Origin of the sequence: Paenibacillus lutrae, assembly GCF_009757775.1 — a bacterium.
GTDB lineage: Bacteria > Bacillota > Bacilli > Paenibacillales > NBRC-103111 > Paenibacillus_F > Paenibacillus_F lutrae.
Window position 1 is genome coordinate 26,379 of record NZ_RHLK01000010.1, and the last position, 25,339, is coordinate 51,717.

General features: G+C 49.5%; 25 protein-coding genes. 21 read left to right on the forward strand and 4 right to left on the reverse strand.

The window, feature by feature from the left end:
* The first annotated feature begins 23 nt into the window (after positions 1-23).
* Together EDM21_RS16520 and EDM21_RS16525 are read left to right on the forward strand one after the other, a co-directional pair.
* Positions 24-1,166 carry a zinc-dependent alcohol dehydrogenase gene (locus EDM21_RS16520; RefSeq protein WP_157337214.1) on the forward strand — a complete coding sequence of 381 codons (1,143 nt, stop codon included), beginning with the start codon at positions 24-26 and terminating at the stop codon, positions 1,164-1,166.
* A 252-nt stretch (positions 1,167-1,418) separates the two neighbouring features.
* On the forward strand, positions 1,419-2,195 hold the full coding sequence (locus EDM21_RS16525; protein WP_166542059.1) for a TipAS antibiotic-recognition domain-containing protein: 777 nt from the start codon (positions 1,419-1,421) through the stop codon (positions 2,193-2,195).
* Positions 2,196-2,369: 174 nt separating this feature from the next.
* On the opposite strand, the gene EDM21_RS16530 is transcribed toward EDM21_RS16525, so the two are convergent.
* Positions 2,370-2,969: a nitroreductase family protein gene (locus EDM21_RS16530; RefSeq protein WP_157337216.1), complete on the reverse strand. Its 600-nt coding sequence runs from the start codon at positions 2,967-2,969 to the stop codon at positions 2,370-2,372.
* A 328-nt stretch (positions 2,970-3,297) separates the two neighbouring features.
* Here EDM21_RS16530 and EDM21_RS16535 point away from each other — a divergent pair, with 328 nt between their 5' ends.
* The 9 genes from EDM21_RS16535 (at position 3,298) to EDM21_RS16575 (ending at position 12,880) form a co-directional block, all read left to right on the forward strand.
* Positions 3,298-4,029 carry a ZIP family metal transporter gene (locus EDM21_RS16535; RefSeq protein ID WP_157337218.1) on the forward strand — a complete coding sequence of 244 codons (732 nt, stop codon included), beginning with the start codon at positions 3,298-3,300 and terminating at the stop codon, positions 4,027-4,029.
* 152 nt (positions 4,030-4,181) lie between these two features.
* Positions 4,182-4,877 carry a response regulator transcription factor gene (locus EDM21_RS16540; protein ID WP_157337220.1) on the forward strand — a complete coding sequence of 232 codons (696 nt, stop codon included), beginning with the start codon at positions 4,182-4,184 and terminating at the stop codon, positions 4,875-4,877.
* Positions 4,874-6,271: a sensor histidine kinase gene (locus EDM21_RS16545; protein WP_157337222.1), complete on the forward strand. Its 1,398-nt coding sequence runs from the start codon at positions 4,874-4,876 to the stop codon at positions 6,269-6,271. The genes EDM21_RS16540 and EDM21_RS16545 overlap by 4 nt, the downstream gene beginning before the upstream one ends.
* A 142-nt stretch (positions 6,272-6,413) precedes the next feature.
* Positions 6,414-7,418, forward strand: a complete 1,005-nt coding sequence (locus tag EDM21_RS16550) for a TolB-like translocation protein (RefSeq protein ID WP_157337224.1) — start codon at positions 6,414-6,416, stop codon at positions 7,416-7,418.
* A gap of 36 nt (positions 7,419-7,454) precedes the next feature.
* The gene (locus EDM21_RS16555) at positions 7,455-8,486 is read left to right on the forward strand and encodes a hypothetical protein (protein ID WP_235918235.1); all 1,032 of its coding nucleotides are present in this window, start codon (positions 7,455-7,457) and stop codon (positions 8,484-8,486) included.
* 13 nt (positions 8,487-8,499) lie between these two features.
* Positions 8,500-9,528: an S-layer homology domain-containing protein gene (locus EDM21_RS16560; RefSeq protein ID WP_157337227.1), complete on the forward strand. Its 1,029-nt coding sequence runs from the start codon at positions 8,500-8,502 to the stop codon at positions 9,526-9,528.
* 120 nt (positions 9,529-9,648) lie between these two features.
* Positions 9,649-10,341, forward strand: a complete 693-nt coding sequence (locus tag EDM21_RS16565) for a response regulator transcription factor (RefSeq protein WP_157337229.1) — start codon at positions 9,649-9,651, stop codon at positions 10,339-10,341.
* Complete coding sequence (locus EDM21_RS16570) at positions 10,338-11,408, forward strand: sensor histidine kinase (RefSeq protein WP_157337230.1); 1,071 nt, start codon at positions 10,338-10,340, stop codon at positions 11,406-11,408. Before EDM21_RS16565 ends, EDM21_RS16570 begins: the two co-directional genes overlap by 4 nt.
* A gap of 239 nt (positions 11,409-11,647) precedes the next feature.
* The gene (locus EDM21_RS16575; protein ID WP_157337232.1) at positions 11,648-12,880 is read left to right on the forward strand and encodes a cell wall-binding repeat-containing protein; all 1,233 of its coding nucleotides are present in this window, start codon (positions 11,648-11,650) and stop codon (positions 12,878-12,880) included.
* Positions 12,881-13,130: 250 nt separating this feature from the next.
* Here EDM21_RS16575 and EDM21_RS16580 read toward each other — a convergent pair whose 3' ends face one another.
* Genes EDM21_RS16580 through EDM21_RS16590 form a run of 3 tightly spaced genes read right to left on the reverse strand, consistent with a single transcriptional unit; the run spans position 13,131 to position 16,877 of the window.
* The gene (locus EDM21_RS16580; protein ID WP_157337234.1) at positions 13,131-14,264 is read right to left on the reverse strand and encodes a Ger(x)C family spore germination protein; all 1,134 of its coding nucleotides are present in this window, start codon (positions 14,262-14,264) and stop codon (positions 13,131-13,133) included.
* Positions 14,261-15,373 carry a GerAB/ArcD/ProY family transporter gene (locus EDM21_RS16585; RefSeq protein ID WP_157337236.1) on the reverse strand — a complete coding sequence of 371 codons (1,113 nt, stop codon included), beginning with the start codon at positions 15,371-15,373 and terminating at the stop codon, positions 14,261-14,263. Before EDM21_RS16585 ends, EDM21_RS16580 begins: the two co-directional genes overlap by 4 nt.
* Positions 15,374-15,383: 10 nt before the next feature.
* The gene (locus EDM21_RS16590; protein ID WP_157337238.1) at positions 15,384-16,877 is read right to left on the reverse strand and encodes a spore germination protein; all 1,494 of its coding nucleotides are present in this window, start codon (positions 16,875-16,877) and stop codon (positions 15,384-15,386) included.
* A 193-nt stretch (positions 16,878-17,070) separates the two neighbouring features.
* Here EDM21_RS16590 and EDM21_RS16595 point away from each other — a divergent pair, with 193 nt between their 5' ends.
* The 10 genes from EDM21_RS16595 (at position 17,071) to EDM21_RS16640 (ending at position 25,251) form a co-directional block, all read left to right on the forward strand.
* Positions 17,071-18,078, forward strand: a complete 1,008-nt coding sequence (locus tag EDM21_RS16595) for a formylglycine-generating enzyme family protein (protein WP_157337243.1) — start codon at positions 17,071-17,073, stop codon at positions 18,076-18,078.
* 113 nt (positions 18,079-18,191) lie between these two features.
* A complete protein-coding gene (locus EDM21_RS16600) occupies positions 18,192-18,452 on the forward strand; it encodes a YqkE family protein (RefSeq protein ID WP_157337244.1) in 261 nt (86 codons plus the stop codon).
* A gap of 138 nt (positions 18,453-18,590) precedes the next feature.
* Positions 18,591-19,613: a potassium channel family protein gene (locus EDM21_RS16605; RefSeq protein ID WP_157337245.1), complete on the forward strand. Its 1,023-nt coding sequence runs from the start codon at positions 18,591-18,593 to the stop codon at positions 19,611-19,613.
* Positions 19,614-19,665: 52 nt separating this feature from the next.
* The gene (locus EDM21_RS16610; RefSeq protein ID WP_157337246.1) at positions 19,666-20,589 is read left to right on the forward strand and encodes a phosphotransferase family protein; all 924 of its coding nucleotides are present in this window, start codon (positions 19,666-19,668) and stop codon (positions 20,587-20,589) included.
* A gap of 115 nt (positions 20,590-20,704) precedes the next feature.
* Complete coding sequence (locus EDM21_RS16615) at positions 20,705-21,076, forward strand: MerR family DNA-binding transcriptional regulator (RefSeq protein ID WP_166542060.1); 372 nt, start codon at positions 20,705-20,707, stop codon at positions 21,074-21,076.
* Positions 21,073-21,390: a thioredoxin family protein gene (locus EDM21_RS16620; protein WP_157337249.1), complete on the forward strand. Its 318-nt coding sequence runs from the start codon at positions 21,073-21,075 to the stop codon at positions 21,388-21,390. The genes EDM21_RS16615 and EDM21_RS16620 overlap by 4 nt, the downstream gene beginning before the upstream one ends.
* A 184-nt stretch (positions 21,391-21,574) precedes the next feature.
* Positions 21,575-21,913, forward strand: a complete 339-nt coding sequence (locus EDM21_RS16625; protein ID WP_157337251.1) for a hypothetical protein — start codon at positions 21,575-21,577, stop codon at positions 21,911-21,913.
* A 227-nt stretch (positions 21,914-22,140) separates the two neighbouring features.
* Positions 22,141-23,427, forward strand: a complete 1,287-nt coding sequence (locus EDM21_RS16630) for an ABC transporter substrate-binding protein (RefSeq protein ID WP_235918236.1) — start codon at positions 22,141-22,143, stop codon at positions 23,425-23,427.
* A 79-nt stretch (positions 23,428-23,506) separates the two neighbouring features.
* The gene (locus EDM21_RS16635) at positions 23,507-24,361 is read left to right on the forward strand and encodes a carbohydrate ABC transporter permease (RefSeq protein WP_157337252.1); all 855 of its coding nucleotides are present in this window, start codon (positions 23,507-23,509) and stop codon (positions 24,359-24,361) included.
* A 2-nt stretch (positions 24,362-24,363) separates the two neighbouring features.
* On the forward strand, positions 24,364-25,251 hold the full coding sequence (locus EDM21_RS16640) for a carbohydrate ABC transporter permease (RefSeq protein ID WP_157337254.1): 888 nt from the start codon (positions 24,364-24,366) through the stop codon (positions 25,249-25,251).
* Positions 25,252-25,339: the final 88 nt, after the last annotated feature.

The window sequence follows — 25,339 nt, forward strand, 5'->3', positions numbered from 1 at the left end:
CTCATCTTGAAAGGAGCGACAACATGAAAGCTGTTACATTTCAAGGCAAGCAGAAAGTCAAAGTCAAAGAGGTAAAAGATCCGTCACTGGAGAAAAAAGACGACATCCTGGTGCGAATTACGACAACTGCCATATGCGGCTCCGATATTCATCTCGTCAACGGAATGGTTCCGGGTATGCCGGATGATTATGTGATCGGCCATGAGCCGATGGGAATCGTAGAAGAGGTTGGACCCGATGTCACGCGCGTCAAGAAAGGCGACCGTGTCGTTATTCCGTTCAATGTTTCCTGCGGAGAATGTTTTTTCTGTCAAAATCAGCTGGAGAGCCAGTGCGATAATTCGAACGATAATCCAAAGAAAGATACAGGCGGCTACCTCGGCTATTCGGAATCTTACGGTGGTTATCCTGGCGGGCAGGCTGAACTGCTGAGAGTTCCATACGGCAATTTCATGCCCTTTGTGATACCGAAGGAAGCGGAGCTGGAAGATGAGCAGGTGTTGTTCCTGTCGGACATTCTGCCTACGGCTTACTGGGCTGTAGATAATGCGGGAGTCAAAAAAGGGGATACCGTCATTATTCTGGGCAGCGGCCCGGTCGGTCTGCTCGCACAGAAATTTGCCTGGCAGAAAGGCGCTAAGCGGGTCATTGCTGTCGATCATGTCGATTACCGGCTTAATCATGCCCGCCGCGTGAATAAGGTTGAAACTTATAATTTCAAAGATAAAGATGATATTGAAGGATTTTTATTTAATGAAACGAACGGCGGCGCCGATGTGGTGATTGACTGCGTAGGAATGGACGGGGAGAAGTCGGTTGTAGAGAAAGTTGAAACAGCGCTCAAGCTTCAAGGCGGTACGCTGGGCCCTGTTCAGACAGCTACGAATGTGATCCGTAAAGGCGGTACGATTCAGCTGATCGGCGTATACGGGATGAATTACAACATGTTCCCGCTCGGCGATTTGTTTTCCCGCAACATCACGCTGAAGATGGGACAAGCTCCCGTCATTCATTATATGCCGGAGCTGTTCCGCCAAATCCGTACGGGCGAGCTGGATCCGACGGATATCATCACGCACAGACTGCCTTTATCTGAAGCGGAGCACGGATACAAGGTATTCATTGATAAAATGGAGGATTGCATTAAAGTTGTGTTAAAGCCTTAAGGAGTAAGGATAACTCAACTGAAGCCGTAGACCGTAAAGGTTTACGGTTTTTTTGCGATCCCTCAAGGGTCGCTTAAGGGTAAGGGGGGCTTAGGAGAAAGTAATCAAGGTGCACTTGCAGGAAACCGGGGATGGAATTCAAGAAGTTAAGGATGGCATACAAAAAGACAAGGATGAAAGATAAGAAAATGAACGAAGTGTTGACCCTCACGTAACGTGATGGTGTAGGATGAATTTCAGGAGGTGAAGAGAGTGCCCTATAAAGTGAAGGAAGTGGCCGATTTGGTTGGGGTCAGTGTGCGTACGCTTCATCATTACGATGAAATCGGGCTGCTCTATCCCGATTACATCAATGCGGCCGGTTACCGGCTGTACACGGATCAAGGACTCCAACGGCTGCAGCAAATTTTATTTTTCCGGGAGATCGGATTTTCGCTGCAAGAGATTAAAACGCTGCTGAACAGTCCGGACTTTGACCGCAAGCGGGCACTAATCGGACATAAAGAGCTGCTGCTGGAGAAAATGAAGCGGCTTCAAGATATCATCCGCACCGTGGATAGAACCATTACTTCCATTGAAGGAGGAACTGTGATGAGCGGAAAAGAAATGTTCGAAGGGTTTGACCTGCGTTCAATTGAGGAGCATAAGAAAAAATATGAGGCAGAGTCACGCCGGACATATGGAAATGAAACGATCGATGCGGTAGAGGAGCGTACGGGCGCTTATACCCCAGACAACTGGGCCGGAATCATGTCGGAGTCCCGGCAGATCTACGCTAAGGTGATAGCCAAGATGAGTGAAGGCGTCGATGACCCTCATGTACAGGAGGCGGTGGGAGAACTGAGGCAGTGGATCACGGACCACTTCTATGATTGTACGCCCGAGATCTTCCGCGGGCTCGGTGATCTGTACGTCGATGATGAACGGTTTACGGCTAACATCGACCAGTATCAACCCGGTCTGGCTGCTTTTCTGAAGGAAGCCATGCATATTTATTGTGACCGGCTGGATAGGGCCCAACAGCGATAAATCACGTCAGCCGAATTGAAATAGCCTAAGCCGTGGATGTACAGGCAGCACTGAGTATGCTGCAAAAGCAAAAAATCCCCAGAGCGGAAGTGGATATATACCACGCCAGCTGTGGGGATTTTGGTGTAAGGTTATTAACGGGTCCGGCGCACCGGAAGTTACAGGAAGTCTAGTCTAGGCTTGAGCTGCCGAAAACTCGGATATCCAGACGGTTTTATCCTCGAAGGAGCCCCTCTTGCCGGGATGGACAGGATTCACCGGATAGCCCAGGTAGATCAGTGCGACCATTTCGGATTCGTCCCCGAGGCCGAAGGCGGACTTCATGCGGGGATGATACATCGGGTCGCCGGAGCGCCAAATGGATGCAAGCCCTGACGCATGCGCGGCAAGCAGCATATTCTGGATAGCCGCATGCGCAGCCGCAAGTTCTTCTCTGCGGTTCACGTTGGCCGCTTCAGAAGGCGTAACCGCAACGGCAATGATCAGTGGGGCGCGGTAGGCTTTGAGCCCCTGTTTAGCGCGCAGCGCCTCCAGCTCGTCGCCGGCTGCATCCGACCCCTCGCATGCGATATCGGCGTAGGCTTCGGCCAGAACCTTGCGGCCGTGTCCGGTCATGACAAAGAATCTCCACGGTTCGGTGCAGTGGTGGCTCGGAGCCCAGTTACCCGCTTCCAGAATAGTCTCGATGATATTTTTGTCAACCGGAGTATCCTGCACTTTACCGATTGATCTGCGTGCGCGTATTGCTTCTGCTAAGGTCATGCTTGTGGACATATCGGTTCCCTCCAACTTCTCTTGCACATTTCATGATTACAGAAAGATCTGTAACCTGTTGATAAAAGCATAGGAGATTGGCAGCGATACTGTCAACTTGACAGGCTCTTATGCATAGTTATTGCAAGTGAAGGGAAAATAAGGACTTGAAGGTGAAAAACCTGATTTTTATCATTTTGCAGCGGGTAATAAGAGGTAGAAAGGACTTGATTTATAAGCGCATATAGGATAGTTTTTCATAAGATACATAGGAAGCCAGACTTGCGAAGCGGGCCTGATGAGCTTACGTACTTATAGAAAAAGACACTGGATAGCAAGGAGTTCATCTATGGAGACAGCATTAATCGGCAGTTTTATATCCGCGATGGCGACAGTACTCGGCGCTGTGCCTTTGCTGTTCGTCAAGACATTATCTGAGAAGTGGAAAGATATTCTGGTTGCATTTACCGCCGGCATCATGGTTTCTGCTTCTACCTTCGGACTGATGCCGCAATCAATTGAAGAATCAAGCCTGATTCAGATGACCATCGGACTTTTAATCGGTATTTTTGTACTCGACCGGATCGAGAAGAATATCCCGCATATCGACGTGGAGAACGATTCGGGTATTAAATCTTTTGATGCCCAGACGCTTCTCGTCATTATTGCTTTGTTCATTCATAATATCCCCGAAGGGCTGAGTACGGGTTTCAGCTATGCCAGCCAGAGCGAGGGCCTCGGGACGATGGTCGCTATTTCGATCGGTGCCCAGAACATGCCGGAAGGACTGATTCTCGGTGTGTTCCTCTTGAATTCGAACGTAAGCCGGATCAAGTCGTTCCTGATTGTGACGCTGACCGGTTTTATGGAAATGGTTTCAGCAGTCATTGGTTATTTTACGGCGAGCTATATCGATTGGCTGGTTGGCTACGGACTTGCTTTTGCTGCAGGTGCGATGCTGTTTATCGCCTATAAGGAACTGATTCCCGAAAGTCACGGCCACGGTTATGAACGGGTTTCCACGTATTCGTTTATATTAGGCCTGCTGCTGATGGTTTATGTCGGTTATTTTTGGGGATAAGAGAATAACGGGCTTTACGAAAAACCACGAAATGTGGTTTTTTTTGTTAAGAGCGGGTGTGCCCGGCACGACTGATCCATCGAGTATAATGAAGGTGAAATAAATGAAGATAGAGTAACAGACAGGATAGAGGAACAAGCGGAGGGGAAGACATGACGGTAAAAGTGCTGGTAGCAGATGATGAGCAGACGATAGCGAATGCGATTGCCTATGGACTTAAAAGAGAAGGGTATACGGTTGAAACGGCTGCGGACGGTGAAGAAGCTCTGCGCAAGGTGGACAGCTTCCAGCCTCAAGTCCTCGTGTTAGATGTGATGATGCCGAGAATGAACGGCTTTGATGTATGCCGCAAACTGGAAAATCGCAAAAACCTGGGAATTCTTCTGCTCACGGTCAAAAATGATATGGTAGATAAAATAGTAGGCCTTGAACTCGGGGCAGATGATTATATGACGAAGCCGTTTGATTTAAGGGAACTGATCGCCAGGGTGAAGGCATTGGCGAGGCGTCTGCAAAAGGCAGAATCGGAGCCGGACCCGGACCCGGTCTCTTTTAAAGTGGCAGAGCTCGTCATCTATCCCGAGCAGCGAAGCGCTTATTTGAAGGGAGAGGCGCTTGCGCTGACCCCGAAGGAGTTTGACCTGCTGGCATTATTTATCTCTCATCTCAAAAGAGTCTACACCCGCGAGGAACTGCTGGACCTCGTCTGGGGCATGGAGTATGAAGGGGGTACACGGACGGTAGATATTCATGTCCAGAGGCTGCGCACCAAGCTGGGCGGGCCTTATCAGCATCTTCTTCAAACCGTTTACGGGGTGGGCTACAAGGCGATAGGGGAAATACCATGAAATTGAATCTGAAATGGAAATTCGCGCTGTTTATCGCGGCTCTGCTGCTATTCGCTGTCGGTATTCTAAGCACGCTCGTTCTTAGTGGAGTGGCCGACTATCAAAGGGAGCAGCTGGAGGTTTCGCTGCAGCAGCAGGCGGATATTGCGGGCAACCGGATCCGGCAGCAGTATGTGTCCGGAACCCGGTTCGATCCGCAAACTTTCATGCAGCTGCAGGGGCAGAACCTTGCCGTACAAATCGGTTCGACCAGCGGGATGAGGGTCCTTTTGTACGATATCAGCGGTGCCAAAGCCGGCGATTCTCTTCCGATGGAAGAGGTCCCGGATACAGGGGAAGCGCTTAACTACGCCCTGCAGAACAAAATCGCCTATCTGGTTGCAGGCGATACGCAGGATTATCTGGCCCCGGTACAAGGACCGGACGGCCAGCTTGGGGTTATTCATTTTCAGGCTTTACTCGGCAGTCAACAGGCATTTTATAAAAATTTACAGGAACGGTTTGTGGTAACGGGAACGATGGTTCTCTTAATCAGTTTTGGACTGGGCCTCTTCTATATGAACCGGCAAGCCAAAGCGATCTCCCGCCTGAAAGATGCGGCCGACAGTATCCGCAAGGGAACTTTTATTACAGAGCCTCCGTTTGAACGCAAGGATGAGCTGGGGGAGCTGAGCGGAGGTATTTATGACATGAGCCAGGCTATACAGGCGAGCATGAATACCCAGCAGCATTTTATCAATAACATTTCTCATGAACTCAAAACACCCCTGACCTCAATCAGAGCTTATACCGATTTACTGCATATGTATGGAGATGACCCTGCTCTGATCAAAGAAGCCAGAGAGGTCATCGATAAAGAAGCGGCACGTTTGTACGATTTAGTGGAGAAAGTGCTGAAATTGGCAGCCATGAACAAGTATGAATTCGAACAGCAGCTGGAAAAGGTAGAAATGGCGTCCTTCCTCGAAGATTTGTGCGCACGGATGAAAGGGAAAGCGGATGTGTTCGGAGTTACCATTTACAGGGAACTGGAAACGGCTGAAATATGGGCAGACCGTGAAAGCCTGATGCAAATTTTCGTTAATTTACTGGATAATGCGATCAAATATAACAGGGAGAACGGCTCTGTTACCGTGAAGAACCGGATGATGGATAACCGGCTCGCAGTTGAAATTACCGATACCGGGGTAGGTATACCCGAAGAGCTTGGCGACAAAATATTCGAACCTTTCTATACCGTTAACAAAGACCGGGCAAGGAAGTCAGGAGGAAGCGGCCTGGGGCTGTCTCTGGTCAAGCAATGGGTGGATAGGCACAGCGGAAACATCCGGGTGGAGCATCCTGAAGAGGGCGGCACTCGTTTTGTCGTTTCTTTCGCAATTAATAAAAAGTGAAATGTTTACAAGTTCGAAATAAGTTGAAATGAGGCTGAAATGATTACGCTCTATAATCGGGTTAGAGCTTGAAGGGAGGGCATTCACTCTGAAGCTCGTAAATAAAGCGGTGGGAAGAAGAATCGGCAGATGGGCAGTTTGGATGATTCTTCTGACAGTTGCGGCAGCCTGTGAAGGAAATGACAGTCCATCCCTAACCATCCTGGAGCCGCCCGCTGCCAATCAGACTGGAGAAGTGCTGCTTGAGGGAATCCAGCGTATAGAAGGATTCTATGCGATGGGCTGGATATCCGATCGTGAGATGATCGGAACGAGCGCCTCGACAGAAGCGAGGCCTCATTTGTTCATTCGGGATGTCATCAAGGGCAGCATGAAAGATGCCGGAGTGGAAGCCGGCACCTCGGTTAACGTATCACCTGACGGGAAACATGCGGTCATTCATCAAAACCGGGCATTCCAGGTTGAAATGGTCGATTTAGCTGGCGGCGCCGGCAAACGTTTGCCGTTTGATACCAGATGGACAGAAGGAAGCTGGATTAACGGGGATACGTTCCTGACCGCCGCTGCGGGGTCAGCCCAAGTTCCAAAGCTGTACCGCGTAAATACGGCTGGAATTATCGAGACCGTATCTCTAGCTGAGTTCAGACCAGAGCAGTTCATAGTTAAAGTCGAAGGCAAAGGTAATCGGCTGTACACGCTGGACAGCGGCAATCAGCTGACTGTCATGGAAACGGAGAGTTTGGCGGTTCTGTGGCAGGAAGATGAAGTAACGGATTTCGCCTTATCACCCGACGGGAAGCAAATTGTCTTTGTCGCAGACACCGGCTCTAACCAGAAATCGATGCTGATAGCGGAAAGCTCCCGTGGTATTCAGCGCAAAACAGTTGCCAAAGGAAGACTCATCCAGCAGATTTCCTGGTCTCCTGCCGGTGATAAGCTGGCTTTCAGCGCCTTTTCTCTTGATCAGGGAATGACCGGACTTTATGTGATGAACGCTTCAACGGGTCATATGACATCGGTCTCTTACCAACAAAATTTAAAAAGCTCTATCGAATGGAATCCATCCGGCAGCTCTTTTATGGTGAGTGAAATGCAGCCGGGGGAGCTGACCGATACCTTATCCACAACCCTGTACCGGTTGAAATAAAAGCGCAAGAATACTAGGCAACGGAGTGAGATGAAGTTGAAACACAATGGTAGAAGTACAAGGGCTGTCCTGTCCCTAGTGGCGGCTGCTTTGATAGCAGCCGGCTGCGGAGAGAAGAACACCGATCTGACCGTCAAAGAGCCCGTCAAGACAGGGGGTGCTCCGTCTACTCCGGCTGATTCCGCCGTCAGCCCGAATGAAAGCTTGTACAATCACTTTATTCTGATTACCGCACAAGCAAAAGAAGCAAGGGAAGTCACCTCTTTCCTGGACGCGAATGTATCCAAGGCGGATAAGGCGACAGCGGACAGGATGTTCCTGGAACTGGAACAGTATTATGACAAGCATCTGCCCGGATTAAACGCGAACTTGGCAGAGATCACAACCCAACCCGGAGCCGCGGACAAACTGTCCCGAATGGGATATCCGGCAGATTTCAATAAAATCCAAGGCGATGAATCGTTGAAGCAGTGGCTGAAGAATCAGGCGGCCGGCAAACTGGCGCTGAGCGACCGGCAAGGGGATTATTACTGGAAGGTCGATTATGCGGCTTTGAATAAAGCTTATTCCGCCTACCTGTCGGATGACCTTCAACAATATTTAACGATACGGGCCGCAGAGTCTGACGTGCAGGCCACTTCCGATGGGAGTATCACTATCACCAGAGATGAATTAGGCAGCAGAATACTGCTTGCTGAACATTATTTGACCAGCCATCCCGACGGTCTCAAAAAGACGGATATTCTTCAATTGTATAAGATGTATCTAGGCGAATATATTCATGGATACCGGTACGAAGCAGTCGATGAGAACTCAATGAAGCTGCTTCCCGAAGTCAAGCAGAGCTATGAGCGTCTGGTTCGGGAACATTCGGATTCCAAGACAGCTGTGATAGTCGGAGCATATTTGAGAGTCTTGCAGGATAATAACGATGTGATTTATAACCCCGGCAAGGAGGGCGAAAGTATCTTTGGAGATCCCAAGGCCGGCATTGCGGAGTTCTGGGGAAGTCTGGACAAACGCGTGCAAGATCAGTTCCCGGACAGCTTGAAACCAACTAAAAAATGAAAGCGGGATTGTGATGAGACAATTAAAAAAATGGACAACGGTTGCAGCTGTAAGCGGAATGCTGCTCATTTCAGTAAATTCGGTTACTCAGGCCCATTGGCTGTTTAAAGATATCGATAGTGTGCCTTGGGCGCAGAGCAGTATTATAAACGCACATCAGATGAACGTGATTGACGGAATGACGGACGAGAATTATGCTCCTCAAAGTGAAGTGACCTGGGGTCAGTTTATGAAAATGATCGTCATGACAGATAATCCTTCATTTGCTGCGGCTGCCGGTCAAGGCAATAACTGGTGGCAGTCTTATGTAGATGAAGCTCAGAAAACCAAAGGTTTTGTCGATGCGTCTTACAGGAAAGAAAATGTGAACAAGCCGATATCCCGGCTGGAAATCGCCCGGATTGTAAGCCGCGTTCTGGACCCTTCACTGCGCTTCAAGCCAGTAGATGAGGCAGCAGCTTCTTCAGCAATGCAAAAACAGGGGATTCTGGAAGGAAGATCAGACGGAGATCTGGCATTGAAGGAAAACTTGACACGTGCCGAGGCGGCGGTCATTGTGGATCGTCTTTTTGAGAAGAATGGATTGTACGGCAAACGATATGATCATCCGGATGTAAAAGCGGCCAGCGGAATGTTCAGTACGCACGGTTTGATGCTGGGGCAGACCGCCGAGCAGGCGCAAGCTATCCTGGGCGGGCCTTTGGAAACAGGCAAAGATCAAGCAGACGGTGCGCCGTTTGAGAAGTATAAAAACTATGTGCTGACCTATATGGACGGTAAAATCGCAGAGATTACGTATAGAGATCCCTCTGCGGATCTTCATGAGGCGAAGAAAGAGCTTGGCGGATCGGCGATTTTCCAGGATAAGGCTAATACGTTCTACTACTTCGGTGACACGGATCAGCTCCTGATCGCATCGGAGAATTCGATCCTCATTAAATGGGATAGCAAGAATATGGATTCTTATATTCGAGGCGGAGAACTTAAATCCGTCAATGAGGCTGCCAGGGACTATGCAAGCCGTCTCAACAATCATAAGTAAGAAGAATCGGAAAGCCGCGGCCCTGCGGCTTTTCTTTTGTGTCTGCACATACTACAATCTATATAACTTCTACACAGGTATTTGTTATTCTGATTGGAAAGATAGAAGGGAGGGGACGGCTTGCGAACGGTACTAGTGGTCGATGATGAGGAGAAGATCCGGGACGTTGTGGTCTCCTATTTGAAAAATGACGGCTTTCTGACGCTGGAAGCGGGCACAGGAGCGCAGGCGCTGGAGCTTGTGAGAAAAGAAGGGGTACACCTTCTGATTCTGGATCTTATGCTGCCGGATATGGACGGGGAGCAGGTGTGCAGAGCCGTCCGGCAGATGGATTCGGTTCCGATTCTGATGCTGACGGCTAAAGTATCCAATGCGAACCGGATTCAGGGATTGTCTCTCGGGGCGGACGACTATGTCACGAAGCCGTTCGATCCCCGGGAACTTGTCGCAAGGGTTCGCGCCATCCTGAGGCGGACGGACGATGGGCACCTGCTGGCGGACAGGGTGTCCTACGATAACGGGCATCTGGAGATTGATTCGCTTCAGCAGAAAGTATACTGCGGCGGTGAACCTGTCAGTCTGACACCGAGCGAGTATAAGCTGCTGATAGCGCTGGCCAAATATCCGAAGCGGCACTTTACACGGGATGAGCTGGCAGACAAAGTGCTTGGCTACGAATTCAGCGGGGATATCCGGACCATCGACCAGCATGTGAAGAATATCCGGCACAAAATCGAGCGCGACCCTAAACGGCCGTCCTATATCGTGACCGTATACGGCTCGGGGTATCGATTCTCGGGTGAAGGAACATGAAGAACAAATTATATATCCGGCTGGCGGGCATTATTATAGCGATGGCTACAGGCATTCTGTTCATCTCGGCCATCTCCATCTCCATTACCACGCATTACCATATTATCATGTATGAAAAACAGGCGGCCGGAGCCGATCACAGTATGCCGCAGTTAAACAACCATCTGGAGCAGGCGATTCTTCAGTCTGTGTTGTGGACATGCCTCGGGGCAATCGTCCTAGCCATATGTTTAGGTCTATACGTAGCCAGGAAAATATCGGCTCCGCTGATCGAAATGAAGCTGGTAGCGGAGAAAATGACGGAGGGCCAGCTCGACAGCCGGACTGTCGTACACGGGACGGATGAATTGTCCGAGCTCGGTACCTCCATCAATGAACTGGCCGAACAGCTGCAGAAAATGGAGAAAATCCGGGTCACGATGACCGAGGACATCGCCCATGAGCTGCGCACACCTCTAGCTACCCTGAAAAGTCATATGAGGGCTTTGGAAGACGGCATTTGGGAGCCGACCCCGGAGCGCATTCATTCCTGCTACGAAGAGATCGAAAGACTCGCGGATCTCATCGTGGAGCTGGAGGCCCTCAATGAGCTGGATTCGCCTGTTTTCCGGCTGGTTCGCTCAGAAGTAGAGCTTGACCCGCTCTTACAGAAAGTGATTCACTTGATGTCGGCCGCTTTCTGCGAGAAAGAAGTCCGCCTGAATCTGAAGGCGGTACCCGGCATAAAGCTGTTCGCAGATCGTGACCGGTTGACGCAAATTCTTGTGAATTTATTGAGTAATGCGCTTAAATTCACACCCCCGCAGGGTGAAGTCACTGTGGAAGCCCGCGAAGAGAAGAGCAGTGTTCTGCTTACGGTACGAGATACAGGGGCCGGGATCAGTCCGGCCGATCTGCCTTACCTGTTCGAGCGCTTCTATCGGGGTGATAAGTCACGAAACCGCAAGTCGGGAGGCAGCGGCCTCGGTCTGGCTATCGTGCAGAAGCTGGTACAGGCGCATGGGGGAGAGGTCTGGGCGGAAAGCTCACAGGGAGCGGTATTTTATGTGCGCATCCCTTTCTCCTAAATATCCATATCCATTAGAGCTCCGGCAAAAGAAGCAGAAGCAGATGCATAAGCAGGTGCATAAGCGTGACAAGTTATTGGCGGAACTTATTTAATCGCTGATTTGCCATTTCCGGCACGGTCTTCACAGGTTCTTCAAAAGTTATGGGTACACTTGAGATTGTAGACCGTTCTGCGCTTCCTTTCACTAATAGGAAGTAAGCGGTATGAGGTCAGACAATCTCAAGGAGGAATCAACACATGAAGAAGAGCTGGAAATTTGGACTTGTGTCCCTAACTGCATTATTAGCCTTGACCGGCTGTACGAGCGGAAGTCAGACTCCGGCGGCGACTGCGGGCGGTGAACATGATGGACATGCCATGCAGCCGTCGCCGGCTAAGACGGAGCAGACCTTGCCTGCCGACAAGACGCCTTGGATTGCGTCCAAGAATACAACGCGGATCAATTCGGGCGATCCGTACGAAGCGGCGGTACTGGTCTCCCGTACTTTATGGATGGCGACCAGCGGTGATAATCGTCCGGGAGGCGTCATTCTGACGGATTTCGAGGACTGGCAGACTTCTCTGGTGAGCGCGAATCTGATTCACCATCCGAACAACGGTCCCCGGCTATTCGTCAATAAGGACGGCATACCGGAAGTAACGCTAAGTGAGCTCAAGCGTCTTCAGCCGACTGGTGTCAAATCCAACGGGGGCGTGCAGGTAATGGTGGTCGGCAAAGTGGCGGCGAAGGTCGATGAACAGCTCAAAGAGCTGGGCCTCAAGACGGAGAAAATAGAAGGAGGCACTCCGGAGGCTGTGGCCAAATCGGTGGATGCCTATTATACGAAGGTTGCCAAAGAAACTTCACCCTCTGTCATCATCGGGTCCAAAGAGAGTCCGGAATATACGGTGCCGGCCGTAAACTGGATTTCTCACATGCCGGAGCCGCTGCTCTACGTCGGCAAGGATGAAGTGCCGCAGGAAACGATGGATGCCCTGAAGACTCGCGGAGGCAAAGCGAATATTTATATCCTCGGACCGGAATCGGTCGTATCCGCATCGGTAGAGAAGAAACTCGGTGAGCAGGGCAAGGTTGTCCGGATTGCCGGTCAGGATCCTTATGAGAATGCGATAGCCTTTGCCAAATATAAGGATCCCGCAACGGGATTTGGCTGGGGAATTACAACGCCGGGACATAACTTTTCGTTCGTGAATAAAACGCAGACCGGGCTTGCTCTGGCTGCCGCGCCTTTCTCTCATTTGGGCAAACATGCGCCCCTTCTGCTGACGGATCAGGACAAGATGCCCAAATCCGTAATGGATTATGTCATGTCGGTGCAGCCGAAGTATGATAAATCGCCGGTTGAAGGTCCCTTTAACCATGCCTGGTTAACAGGCAGCGGCGACACTCTGACGAGCGGCGCACAAGGTGAAATTGACAGCATGCTGGAAATCACATCGAAATCCGGCGGAGGCCATGGCGGTCATTAGCTGCAGCAGACCCCTTGAATTCACTGGTTGTGATTGTAGAGGAGGCTGCCTCAAAAGGGTAAACCTGAGTGAGGCAATCCTATAATAGGTGCAAAAGAACCTTCAAAACCACTATAAAAGTGGATCTGAAGGTTCTTTTTTAACCGAATATCACGTGAAAAGCGGGGACTGAATGTTCTCAAAATGAATTTTGAGTCAATCCCGTGTTCTTGCTGGTCGGGGATGAAGCATCCGCACGCGAGTCATCTGCTTATTCTACAACACCGGTGCGAAGCAGCTCTGCTTTTACTTCAACCTTGAATTGGGCAGAGGCAAACCGATCATGCCATTCTTCTTTGGTGAAAGAAGATCCTCTGACCGTTTGAAGATAAACTTCCCCGAATCCGATAGGATCCGCTTTAAGTTCTGTCAATTTCTTGAGGACATGTTCAGTTTTTTTCTGAAATTTTTGTACAATTAATTTCTCGATGGTGTCAATAACTTGGGGTTCGGACAAGCGAATCCCGGCTGTGATCTCCTCCAGTACATAAGTAAAATCGAGTTTCACTTCATAGATCAAGTTATCCGGATCAACCAGTTTAATCTCAGGATTATTCTCTAGCAGCCGAACTACGGCATGGATTTCCTGTTTAGCCGTTTTCTCTGCTTTCTTATAGTGGGGGCTAAGATCCTCGCTGTTCAGCCCGAATTCGAAGATTCCCGTCTTAAACCGGTCCCGGATCAATTTGAGGAAGGAAGAATCGCTGCTGGATAGGATTCCAGCCAATTTGTCCGCCCGGAAGACAGCAATGTCATCCATGACAATGGACTCGCCTTCTCGTACTACGACAGGTAAAAGCGGGTCTTTACCGGGCGAATAATAGTCCCTGAGGAACTCATGAAGCGTAGAAGAGATAACCTGTCCCTCCCTGACATTCTGTTTGATGGTCTCATACAGATAGGTCCCGATATTCCCGATATCTTTGTACGAATATTGAAGAAGGTCTGCTGTCTTTTTACGGCTTATTCCCAGGAATATTTTGGTACCGATAGAAGGGTCGCGGGATAACGAATCCACCAGGTTGATAATCCCGTTTTCGGCAACGGCATCTTCGTATAGGGCAACGCGCAGCTGTCCGAGTACTAATTTCTTGGAAGCTTTACGGTTCTGGTCTTCTCTTAGTTTCTTGCTGGTGTAGGCGTTGTTAGAGAGAACGGTAGCTTTACTGGGAACATCTTTATCGAGCTTGTATATGACCGAGGTGCCTTCAATCGTTCCCTCTTCTCCCTGATCGTACCCGAGTGCAACAATAAGTCCCAGACTCTCAAAAACGCTGGGGGTTACACAGCCGCTCAGCAATAATCCCGCTGCAGCCAGCGTCCATATCCCTCGCAATCGTCTCATGTTAACCTCCGTTTTCTCGGGCCCGTAAACGCCCTTTTTACGGTTACAACCAAGCAGATGAACAAAGGGTACAAGAATGCCATCAACACGCTGAAACGGCCTGAAAAGTTATTTAGCCGTTCAATTTCCAGGTGGCTGGTGAACCATACGCTGCTGATAAACAGAGCGGCTGCAATCCACACGGGTGCTTGTCTTTCCTTGATCCGGATAATCTTGCTGAGTCCGCGGCCTGCAGACCAGACGTAGAGCATCGTGTTAGGCAAAATACCGATGAGGTACAGCGAAACCGTAATATATTCCACCCGCTCGAAAAGGGGGAATTCAACGATTTTGAGAAGTGTCAAGGTTGGCCAGATGGTATGCATCAATTGTTCCCCGCTGAAATAAACGAGAGTCGTAACGGTGAAGATCAAATAAGTCAGCGTCGTGAAGGCGATTGCCAAGTGGGAGTACTTGGCCGCTTTTGCTTTATTGCTGACAAAAGGATAGACGAACATAAGGAGTTCAAAGCCGACGATGGTAAAGGACATCGAGAAGGCCCCTTTTAACATATCGGATAACGGGTGTTCCATAACGGGAAGCAAGTACCCCCAATTGGCATATTGAATCGGATAGTAGAACAGCGCGATTTCACTTGTAATGACAATCACACTTATCAAAGCGACGCCAATAATGACCCGGAGGCCTCCCAGAATACCGTACAGCATCAGAGCCAATACGAAGAGACTAAGGAACCAGGTCGGGATATCCGGGAACATCCAGGTTTGGATAATCTCGATATAATTACGCAGAATGGTCAATGCAATCGTCATTAAATAAATCATATAGACAGTGGAGCAGAGAGCACCGGCAAATTTGCCGAAAGTGTCTTGATGAAGGTCATATAGATCTGAGCCAGGGTTTTTCCCGAGGAACGAAAGAATGGCCGCTACTACGATATGGGCAGCCAGGCCGGCTATAAGAACCGCTATCCAGGAGTCTTGCTCGAGGATTTTGTACAGATTACGCTGAAAACTGGCTCCGCCGACACCGATCTGCGCAGCGGATACAATGAAGAACAGTAAGTAGGCTCGAAAGGAAAACATACGGGTTACTGTGGAATTCTGCATCTGTAGACACCTATTTTTCTTCTTGAAATTGTTCGAAAATGTCTGCTTTTTGGGTGGAATCGGAAGCAGCACTGGCCTTTTTCGCAGAGGTACCCGACAAGATTGACACGATTTTGTTCATAAAATCAGGCAGCGGCGGGCGGATAAAAAGCGCTACAACCTGAGGAATATTCAGCGGGTAGATGGGCTTGAGATAAGAGGCTCCCAGTGAGGTCAATCTCAGCAGATGGATCATCAGGAAAGAAAGACCGATGACGATCCCTATTCCGCCCCAGCACCCCGCTATGAAAATCATGGGAAAACGGAGAATCCGGATGGCAGATCCCATCATAAAACCGGGAGATGTATAGGAAGCCAGCGCGCCCAAAGCTACAATCATAATCAGGAGATTACTCGTAAATCCCGCTTGAACGGCAGCTTGTCCGACAACGATACCCCCCACGATTCCCATGGTTTGTCCGACCTTGGTAGGAAGTCTTGCTCCGGCCTCCCGCAGCAATTCGATGATAATTTCCAGCAGAAGGGCCTCGAATAGAGGAGGGAAAGGGACTTTGGCTCTGGAGCTTGCCAGTGAATCGAGAAGAGCCGAAGGAATCATCTCATAGTGATAAGTTAAAGCCGCCACGTAGAATGGAGTCAGCAGTAAAGAGAAGAAGACTGCTATCATCCGGAGAGCAAAGACGAAAGCGGATATTTGCCAGCGCAGGTACCTGTCTTCTTCGCTTTTAAAACAATCCAGAAATGTGGTAGGACCGACAATAACTCTTGAACTGCCGCCTACCAGAATGACAATTTTGCCTTCCAGTAAAGAAGCTGCCGCACGATCCGGACGTTCGGTTAAGAAATAGAGAGGGAAAATACTTCCCTTGGTATCCTCGATAAATTGGGATAGAATAGCGGAATCCAGAACCCCGTCCAATCTAAAGTCTGCCAGCCGCTGCTGAACCAGCTTCCGTGCGTTTTCATTGTTCGTATTCTCGACATAGCACATCATAATTCTGGATTTGGTTTTACTTCCGATCGTAAAAGATTCGGTCCTGAAATGAGGATCATTCAGATAGCTCCGGATCAGGGCAATATTCTGATCGATCGACTCGGCAAAGCCGACCTGCGGTCCGAAAATCTGACTTTCATTCTCCGAAGCGCTTAAGGACCGGCTGGGAATGTGCTCTGCGTTAACGACTATTCCGGTGGAAGAAGCGGAGCTGCCTACGTAAATCCATCCGCTGAGGAGCAGAGTGACGATTTCATTCCAGTCCTTGCTTTCGAGGGCATTTCCCACGGGCAGATAAGTCATCAACTGCTGGGAGCTCATACCGCCGCCAATCTCAAGAAGCGGATGCAGCACATCCCGGTGCAGAGTGTTTTTATCGATAAGCTGTTCGACAAAGAATAACTCGTAGGTTTCCCCGGGAATCCCGGCCGTTTTCCGCTGGATCTGGCTGGTACTCAGGGAGCAGTAGGCAACAAACTCTTCATAATTACGGATCACATATGATTGCATGGGAGAAGGTCCTCCTGTCTAATCCGAATCAGAATCTTGAATTAGTATGGCCCGGCATTCACTAATTTACTTACAGATGTTAGCGAAACAGCAAATACAACTAAACCGAGTTAAATATTCGGGATTAACGTTTCAAGTTATGTTATATTCTATGATAAAAGAAACTGTACACGAATTAGTGGGAGGTGCCATCATGTTATCGGAGTCTAAATCAGCCCCAATCTGCTGCGGGGCCAGCCGGGCGGACATAGAGGCGGGCGCGGGAAGCCGGCCGGAAGCTGGCAAGTTAGAATCTGCTGGAATTTCCGCAGGCAGCGTGTTCACAGATCGGTCCGCGGAGGACCCGCTCAAGGGAATGATCTTGCTGCCCGGAGGCTCCTTCCATATGGGAACAGAAGACGAGGAAGGTTTTCCGGCTGACGGGGAAGGACCGGTTCACGAAGTCACCCTGTCCCCCTTCTATGTCGATAAATACTGCGTCAGCAATGAACAGTTTGAGCGTTTCATTGCCGCCACAGGCTATGTAACCGAAGCGGAACATTACGGCTGGTCGTATGTATTTCAGCACTACGTTTCCCCGGAAACAGCTGATCAGGTAGTGAATGTGCCGCAGCAGACGCCTTGGTGGTACGTCGTTAACGGGGCAGACTGGAGGCATCCGGAAGGGCCGGATTCGGCAATAATAGGCCGGATGAATCATCCGGCCGTCCACCTGTCATGGAATGACGCGGAAGCCTACTGCAAGTGGGCCGGCAAACGGCTGCTGACCGAAGCGGAATGGGAATATGCAGCCAGAGGAGGGCTGCATCAGAAGCGCTATCCATGGGGCGATGAGCTCAAGCAGGGAGGCAATCATCACTGCAACATCTGGCAGGGCAAATTCCCTGTCAAGGACAACGGCAGCGACGGTTACAGGGGGACAGCGCCGGTAGATGCCTACGAGCCCAATGGATACGGTCTCTATAATGCAGCCGGCAATGTATGGGAATGGTGCTCGGACTGGTTCGATCCCGGTTACTATTCCCATAGTCCGGGGCAGGATCCGGCAGGTCCCTCCGCCGGGAGCAGCCGGGTCATGCGCGGCGGCTCCTATCTCTGCCACAAATCGTACTGCAACCGTTATCGTACAGCGGCGCGCAGCAAGAATACGCCGGACAGCTCCTCCGGAAACATTGGTTTCCGCTGTGCCGCAGATGCGTAAGAAACACAGCATACAGGAGCGAACTAAACGGGCTTCTGGCATAGGGAACTCATTCCCGCTGTTTCGGTCCTTCGCTCAAACTGATATAATAGGGATAAATCGAGGTGATCGCTATGGGGAAAAAGAATAGGCAGGCCGCTTCATCCAAGCCGGTACAAGCCGACAAGCCAGCTACTTTAAAGGACCTGCTGGACCCGGGGATTCTGGAGAAACTCAAAGCTCAGGCTGACCAGATGAAGGCGGAGGAAGCCAAGCAGCGTGAAGCGGCTCAGGAAAAAGCGGCGGAAGAGCGAAAAGCGGAGCAGAAGCGCTTGGATAATAATTTCGGGCATCTGCTGGAGAACAGCAAGCTGGATTGGCGTAAATATAAGTAAGCAAACAAGAAGGCAGGCTGACCGACAGCCTGTCTTTTTGTATGAGGCCTCTTAAACGGAGCGGGGCGGTTTTTTTGCTTTGAAACGAGACTTTTGGATTTTTTTTCCGTACAATACGAGCAGGGAGGTGAATAGAACTTGCATTTTGTACTCCGGTACGTGAATCAAATGCTCCGTTTGAGCAATGGCCTCATCGCTATTTTAACGGTGGCGTTCGTCCTGCTGTGTTCCTTAATCGCTTACTGGATCGAGCCGGATACGTTTGAGACCTGGTTTAACAGTTTGTACTGGGTGATGACGACTATGGCGACGGTCGGGTACGGGGATTATTATATGAAAACGGTACCCGGTAAACTGTTTACTATTTTCTTATACCTGTTCGGCATCGGTCTGCTGAGTCTGGTTATTGGTAAAATAATCGAAGCCTTCTCAAACGTAAAACTAAGGAGGGAAACCGGCAAGGTGAATTATCGCGGCAGCAATCATATTGTGGTTATTACATGGAACAAGAAGGCTCATTCAGCCGTTGAGGAATTAATTTCTTCCGACCCTGAACTGGAAATTGTCATTATTGATGAGAACGAGAAGCTTCCTTACGATCACAAAAAAGTCCATTACATAAGCGGGGACCCGGCTCTGGAGACAACACTGGAGAAAGCGGGGCTGAGCAAGGCGAGAGCGGCGATTATATTTGCGGATGAAAGAAGCCAGGATATTTCTCTTGTGGACGGCAAAACTCTCCTGATCGCTTCAAGCATTGAGAGGCTGGCCCCGGACGTACATACAACCGCGGAGATCATGTCCGAGAAACATATTTCCAACTTCCGATATGTAAAAGTAAATGACTTTATACTGTCTCACGATGCGGTGTCCAACCTCGTTGTGCGCTCTGCGCTTAATGAAGGAACGATAGATTTGTATATGCAGCTGATCAGCCGCCAGCACGGGGACGATCTCTATGAAGTCGGTCGGAAGCCGCAGTGGGTTACGTATCACGATGCTTTTCTGGACTTGCTGCAGCAGGGTGCCACACTGATTGCGGACCGGAATGACCTCGGAATTAACCGGAAGCTGCAGGAGAAAATCCCCGCGGATGCCAGACTCTTCGTCGTTTGCGACCCCGGGACTTATTTGAGAATAAGCGGCAAGGAAATTCTATAACAGAAGAGCAGCCTTTAGAGAAGGCTATTTCTATGAAAAGGATGTGGGCCACATGAGCCGATTTACGGATCTATTGCCGGATCATGTTCTTCAATGGGTGGTAAATGCCGCAGACCCTCAGGCAGACGTCGTATCTGTCCAGAGGCTGTACGGAGGGATTTCTTCCCTGCTGCATAGTATCACTTTGAATAGCTCGGGGACCGAGAAAAGCTTCGTACTGCGTCAACTGACGAACAAGGAGTGGCTTAGCGAGGAGCCCGATTTGGCTCTGCATGAGGCCGAGAGTCTTCGCTGGGCAGCTCAAATCCAGGTGCGGACTCCTGAAGTCATCGCGTTTGACGGGGCGGGAGATGCAAGCGGCATACCTGCCGTGCTCATGACCCGGCTGGAAGGATCGGTCGTGTTGAGTCCGCCTGACCGTGAACTTTGGGTCGATGGTATCGCGGGGGCGTTGGCTCTCGTTCATCGTACGGATGCCGAGGGCTTTCCCTGGGCTCACTTCAGATACAACGATCCCGCCGCCGTTGAAAAACCGCTGTGGTCCAGGCACCCGCACTTATGGGAGGAGGCTTTTAAGATCATAAGAGAAGCGCCTCCGGCAGTGCAGCCGTGTTTTATCCACAGAGACTACCATCCGGCTAATGTATTGTGGAAAGACCGTGCCGTGAGCGGGATCGTAGACTGGGTGAATGCGTGCAGGGGACCGGCCGGAATAGATGTCGGTCACTGCAGGGTCGATTTGGCGCAACTGGTTGGTATTGAGACAGCCGATGCATTCCTGAGCGCATATATCTCACATGCGGGCCGCGCATTTACCTACGAGCCCTATTGGGACCTCGTTTCATTAGTGGACATTCTATTCGGTACGCCGGAAGTGTATGCCGGATGGACAGATCTCGGTATGACAGGGCTTACCAATGAGCTCATAAGAGAGCGGTTGGATGACTATCTGGTAAGTTTACTGAAACGGGTTTAGGTTAATCATTTGAACGTCTGTCGGAAAATGGTACAAAATTCGAAAAATCCCTTGACCCTGACATTAACGGTACGGTTTATACTCGTGGTAACGGATGGGAAGGAGGACTTGCGCTGTGAGAATCGGAGAGTTATCTGCGCGTACAGGAGCCAGCATCCGTTCGCTGCGTTACTATGAACAGCAAGGTCTGCTTGCTCCGGTCCGCCTGGAGAACGGATACCGCGCGTATTCTCCTTTTGCAGAAGAACAGGTGAGGACCATCCAACTCTATCTGGGTTTGGGGCTGACGACGGAACAAATCGCGGGCTTTCTGCATTGTGTGATGAAGAATGAAGAAACGTTCTGCAGCGAGGTCCTGCCGATCTATACGCAGAAACTGGCGGAAATAGACCGGCAGATCGCGGAACTCCAGCGCATCAAACTAAACCTGGAAGAGAGAATCCGTTATGTTGTTAAGGAAGAACCCAAACAGGAGGGATTGGAATGAGTCTGGTTTCCGTAAACGATGATACCTTCAAGAGCCATATGCAGACGAAAGGTGTCCTGCTGGCGAACTTCGGTTCGCCATTCTGCCCGCCTTGCAGAGCGCTGACTCCGGTATTGGAAGAATTGCAGGAAGAATATTCGGGTGGAATCGGTATTCTGAAGATCAACTGCGATGATTCACCGCAGACGGCATCAGACTACGGAGTTATGGCTACGCCTACGGTTATTGTTTTTCATAATGGCGAGCCCGTAGAGAAGCTAGTAGGTCTGAGATCGAAACAAGTCTATCAATCTGTAGTTAACCGTTACATGTAGATGATACGGGCACATTTTATGGCTTTTCCAGCGAAGAACCTGCACGCTCCTCATGAAGCAAGTTTCATGAGGAGTTTTTTCTGTGCACCCCTTCAGCTGAATTAGAGAGGACAGAGTTCTAGTTGAGCCGATATTGGGTAATGCTACATAGAAACAAATACGCTGACAAGGTAGGTGCTCCTGTATGGATAAACAACTGCAATCTGTGACCGACTGGCTGAACGAGAATACCAATAAAGCAATCCGCATTAAAAAGGAAGAGCAGGGGGATCTGGATCAGGTCGACCTGCAGCTGTCCCAGTTCGAATACCGCGAACATCAACCGGATGCAATCGATGATTATACGAATGGCAGTGCCCTGCTTTTATTCGGTGAAGGTGAGGTTCTTAACGAAGGAAAGAAGGAAGCGCTGCCTGAGAACACGTTCGTTATTCCTTTGGACGGGTTAAATCTGGCAGGGGTTGAGAATGAGATTGTTGTTCTTGGAACGGACAGGGCAACCTATTCTTTGATGTTGCAATAATTCCCGTTCGCTCCAGTTAATCATGAGGCTCTGCATATATGCAGGGCCTTTTTTTTATAATTGCAGAAGTAAGCAACACCTTCATTTCGGTAGGCGAATAGAGTTAATGTAAACGCAATCTTATCAAATTTATACAAAATCCCATATTAATTAGAGGAATTTTCCTTTTACCGTAGAATAAGGAGGTAGTAATCTCCAAAACAAAGAAATCTGAAGGAGGGTTTTTTTTGAAGAGTTCTATGAAGTGGCTTGCTTTAATTTTCGCTGTCATCCTGGTTTTCACAACCGCATGTTCCAAGCCAAATGGCAATGCGGGAGGATCAGCATCACCAGGAGCAGAACAGCCGGCAGGGAGCGCGAAAGAGATTACATTCTGGACAATCGCACTGAGTCCGACATTTGACGATTATATTAACGGTGTGATCAAAGATTTTGAAGGGAAGAATCCGGGCGTGAAGGTTAAATGGCAGGATATTCCGTTTGATGCAATCGAACAGAAAACGTTGACAAGCGCAGCTTCCGGCTCCCTCGCTGACGTCTTGAATCTTAATACAGACTATCTGAAGAAACTGGCCGCCTTGGGCGCAGTCGCTAATATGGATGAACTGGCTGGCGACGTGAAGAAAGATTACTTCGAGGGCGTATGGTCTGCGGGTGAATTTCAAGGTGTTTCGTATGCGCTTCCATGGTATTTATCCAACAGCGTTCAACTCTATAACAAAGAATTATTGAAGAAAGCCGGATTCGATGCCCCGCCGACAACGGAAGAAGAATCATGGGCGATGTCTAAAGTTATTAAAGAAAAAACAGGTTCCTACGGAAACACGATTAAAGACATTCATCTATATCTGCCGCAGAATGGCATTAAAATTGTGAGTGACGATTTCAAGCAAGCGGCCTTTAATACCCCGCAAACGCTTGAAATCTTCAAAAAGTTCCAGCAGCGGTACAAAGATAAGCTGATTCCGGATGAAATCATGCTGAACCAGGCCAAGCCGCAGGAATGGTATGCACAGGAGAAGATTGCCTTCTGGGGCACTGGTCCTCAATTGTTCCGGCAAGTGAAAGATTTGTCTCCGCAAGTATATGCTAAATCCGATGCGGCGCCGGCCTTAGTCGGGTCAAGCGGTAAAGTCAATGTCGCTATTATGAATATTGCGGTATCGAATAAAAGCAAGCATAAAAAAGAAGCGGCTGACTTCGCCAAGTTTATTACAAGCGGTGAGAATCAGCTGAAATTCGCCCAAATTGTCGCGATTTTGCCGTCCGTTAAAAAAGCCGCAGAAGATCCGTTCTTTACGAAAGGCAAAGATTCCGCAGATCCGGCTGAAAAAGGGTTGTACCTGGCCGCCAAGCAGCTGGAATCATCAGAGAATATGTTCCCTCCGGTTGAGAACATTTCGAAGATCAACAAAGCCATCAATGATGAATTCCATAAAGTCATGCTGGAGAACAAAGATCCTGCCAAAGCTTTGAGCGATGCAGAGGCAGCCGTCAATAAATTACTTAAGTAAATCCGCCAAGTATGCAGCACCAAGGCCCGGCCGCGGGTTCTGCGGCCGGAATCATGACGACTAGGGAGGTCTGGTAAAGATGTACAAGAGTATACATGCATGGGCTTTCCTGGCGCCGGCCGCTATTCTTTTGTTCATGTTCAGTATTGTCCCGTCTGTAGCGGCTTTATATCTGAGTTTTACTTCCTATAACATATTTGAACCGACGCAGTGGGTAGGGCTTCAGAATTACAAAGCCGTTGTGTCGGATTCGGAGTTCTGGAAAGCGATGTTCAATACGTTCTATTATTGGATTCTTGTGACCCCTGCCTTGGTAATTCTGCCTGTTTTTATTGCCATTCTGGTGAATCAATCCCTGATCGGGATCAAGATGTTCCGGCTCATTTTTTATTTCCCGGCGCTTGTCTCGGTTGTCGTTACGGCATTCTTGTGGGGCTGGATGTTCCAGAGTGAAGGGATTCTCAACTATCTGCTAAGTCTTGCCGGGTCTGAGCCTGTGAAGTGGCTGACCAGCAAATATATGGTTATGCCAAGCCTTGCTATTGTGACGGTCTGGCAGGGACTCGGATATTACATGCTGTTCTACCTAGCGGGACTTCAATCGGTTCCGGAAGACCTATACGAAGCGGCCGAGCTTGATGGCGCGGGCTTCTGGACCAAACATGTGAATATTACGTTCCCGATGCTGAAACCGGTCATTTTCTTTGTTGCCGTGGTTTCAACCATGGGAGCTTTCAAGGAGTTTACCCTAATGCTGGCGATGACGGAAGGCGGTCCGATCGGGGCTTCGACAACCGTCGTATACATGGTGTTCGATCAGGCATTCAAACAGCTCGATATGGGCTACGCCAGTGCAATCTCGTTCATTTTGTTCCTGGTCATCCTGCTGCTGACTCTGATTAACAAGCGGTCGATGGACGAGAGGGGGGCCTGAATATGGAGACACAGACACACCGCATACAAGCCCCTGCTGCCGCAAGCAAGCCAAGACTATGGGGACGCCGCAAAATAGGCCGTTATGCCGTCTCATACTTCTTCCTGCTACTGATCTCCGTTATCATGGTTGTTCCCTTTCTCTGGACGTTATCCACCTCATTGAAAGGCCAGGATGAAGCGATCTATTCCATGCCGCCGCAATTTATTCCCCAGACCTTTACGCTGGAGAATTTCGCAACGGTCTGGAATTCACTTCCCATTCCGATGTACCTATGGAATAGTACGGTATTGGCTTTCTTTGGCGTGCTGCTGCCGGTTATATTCTCCTCCATGGCCGCTTTTCCGCTGGCAAGGATGAATTTCAAAGGGAAGCAGCTGATTTTCCTGATCATTGTTGCGACGATGATGATTCCGGGAGAAGTTACCATGATTCCGGTATACCTGATTCTGAACAAGTTAGGGCTGCTTGGCTCCTATACGGGTGTTATTTTGCCTGCGGCTGTGTCAGCTTTTGGAATCTTCCTGATGAGGCAGGGGTTTCTCGGTATTCCGAAAGAAATCGAAGAATCGGCGGTTATTGACGGGGCTAACGTATGGAGAATTTTCATATCGATTATGATGCCCATGGTCAGGCCTATGATGGCCACCCTGGCGATTCTCAGCTTCATCGGCTCCTGGAATAATTTCTTATGGCCTTATCTGGTTATTGAAGATGACAAGCTATATCCGCTTACCCTGGGGTTGTATAATCTCAAAGGAACCTTTGTCACCAATACACGTCTGATCGCGGCCGGTTCCGTTATTGCCCTGCTGCCGATTCTTGTCGTGTTTATCAGCTTTCAGAGTTATTTTATTAAAGGCGTGCAATCAGGCGCTGTAAAAGGATAAGTGCTCACGATACGTCTAAAGGCCGCAATTCTTATGCGGCTCTTTTTCCGTTCTCCTCCCTTAAAAGACACAAAAACAGTAGGTCTTT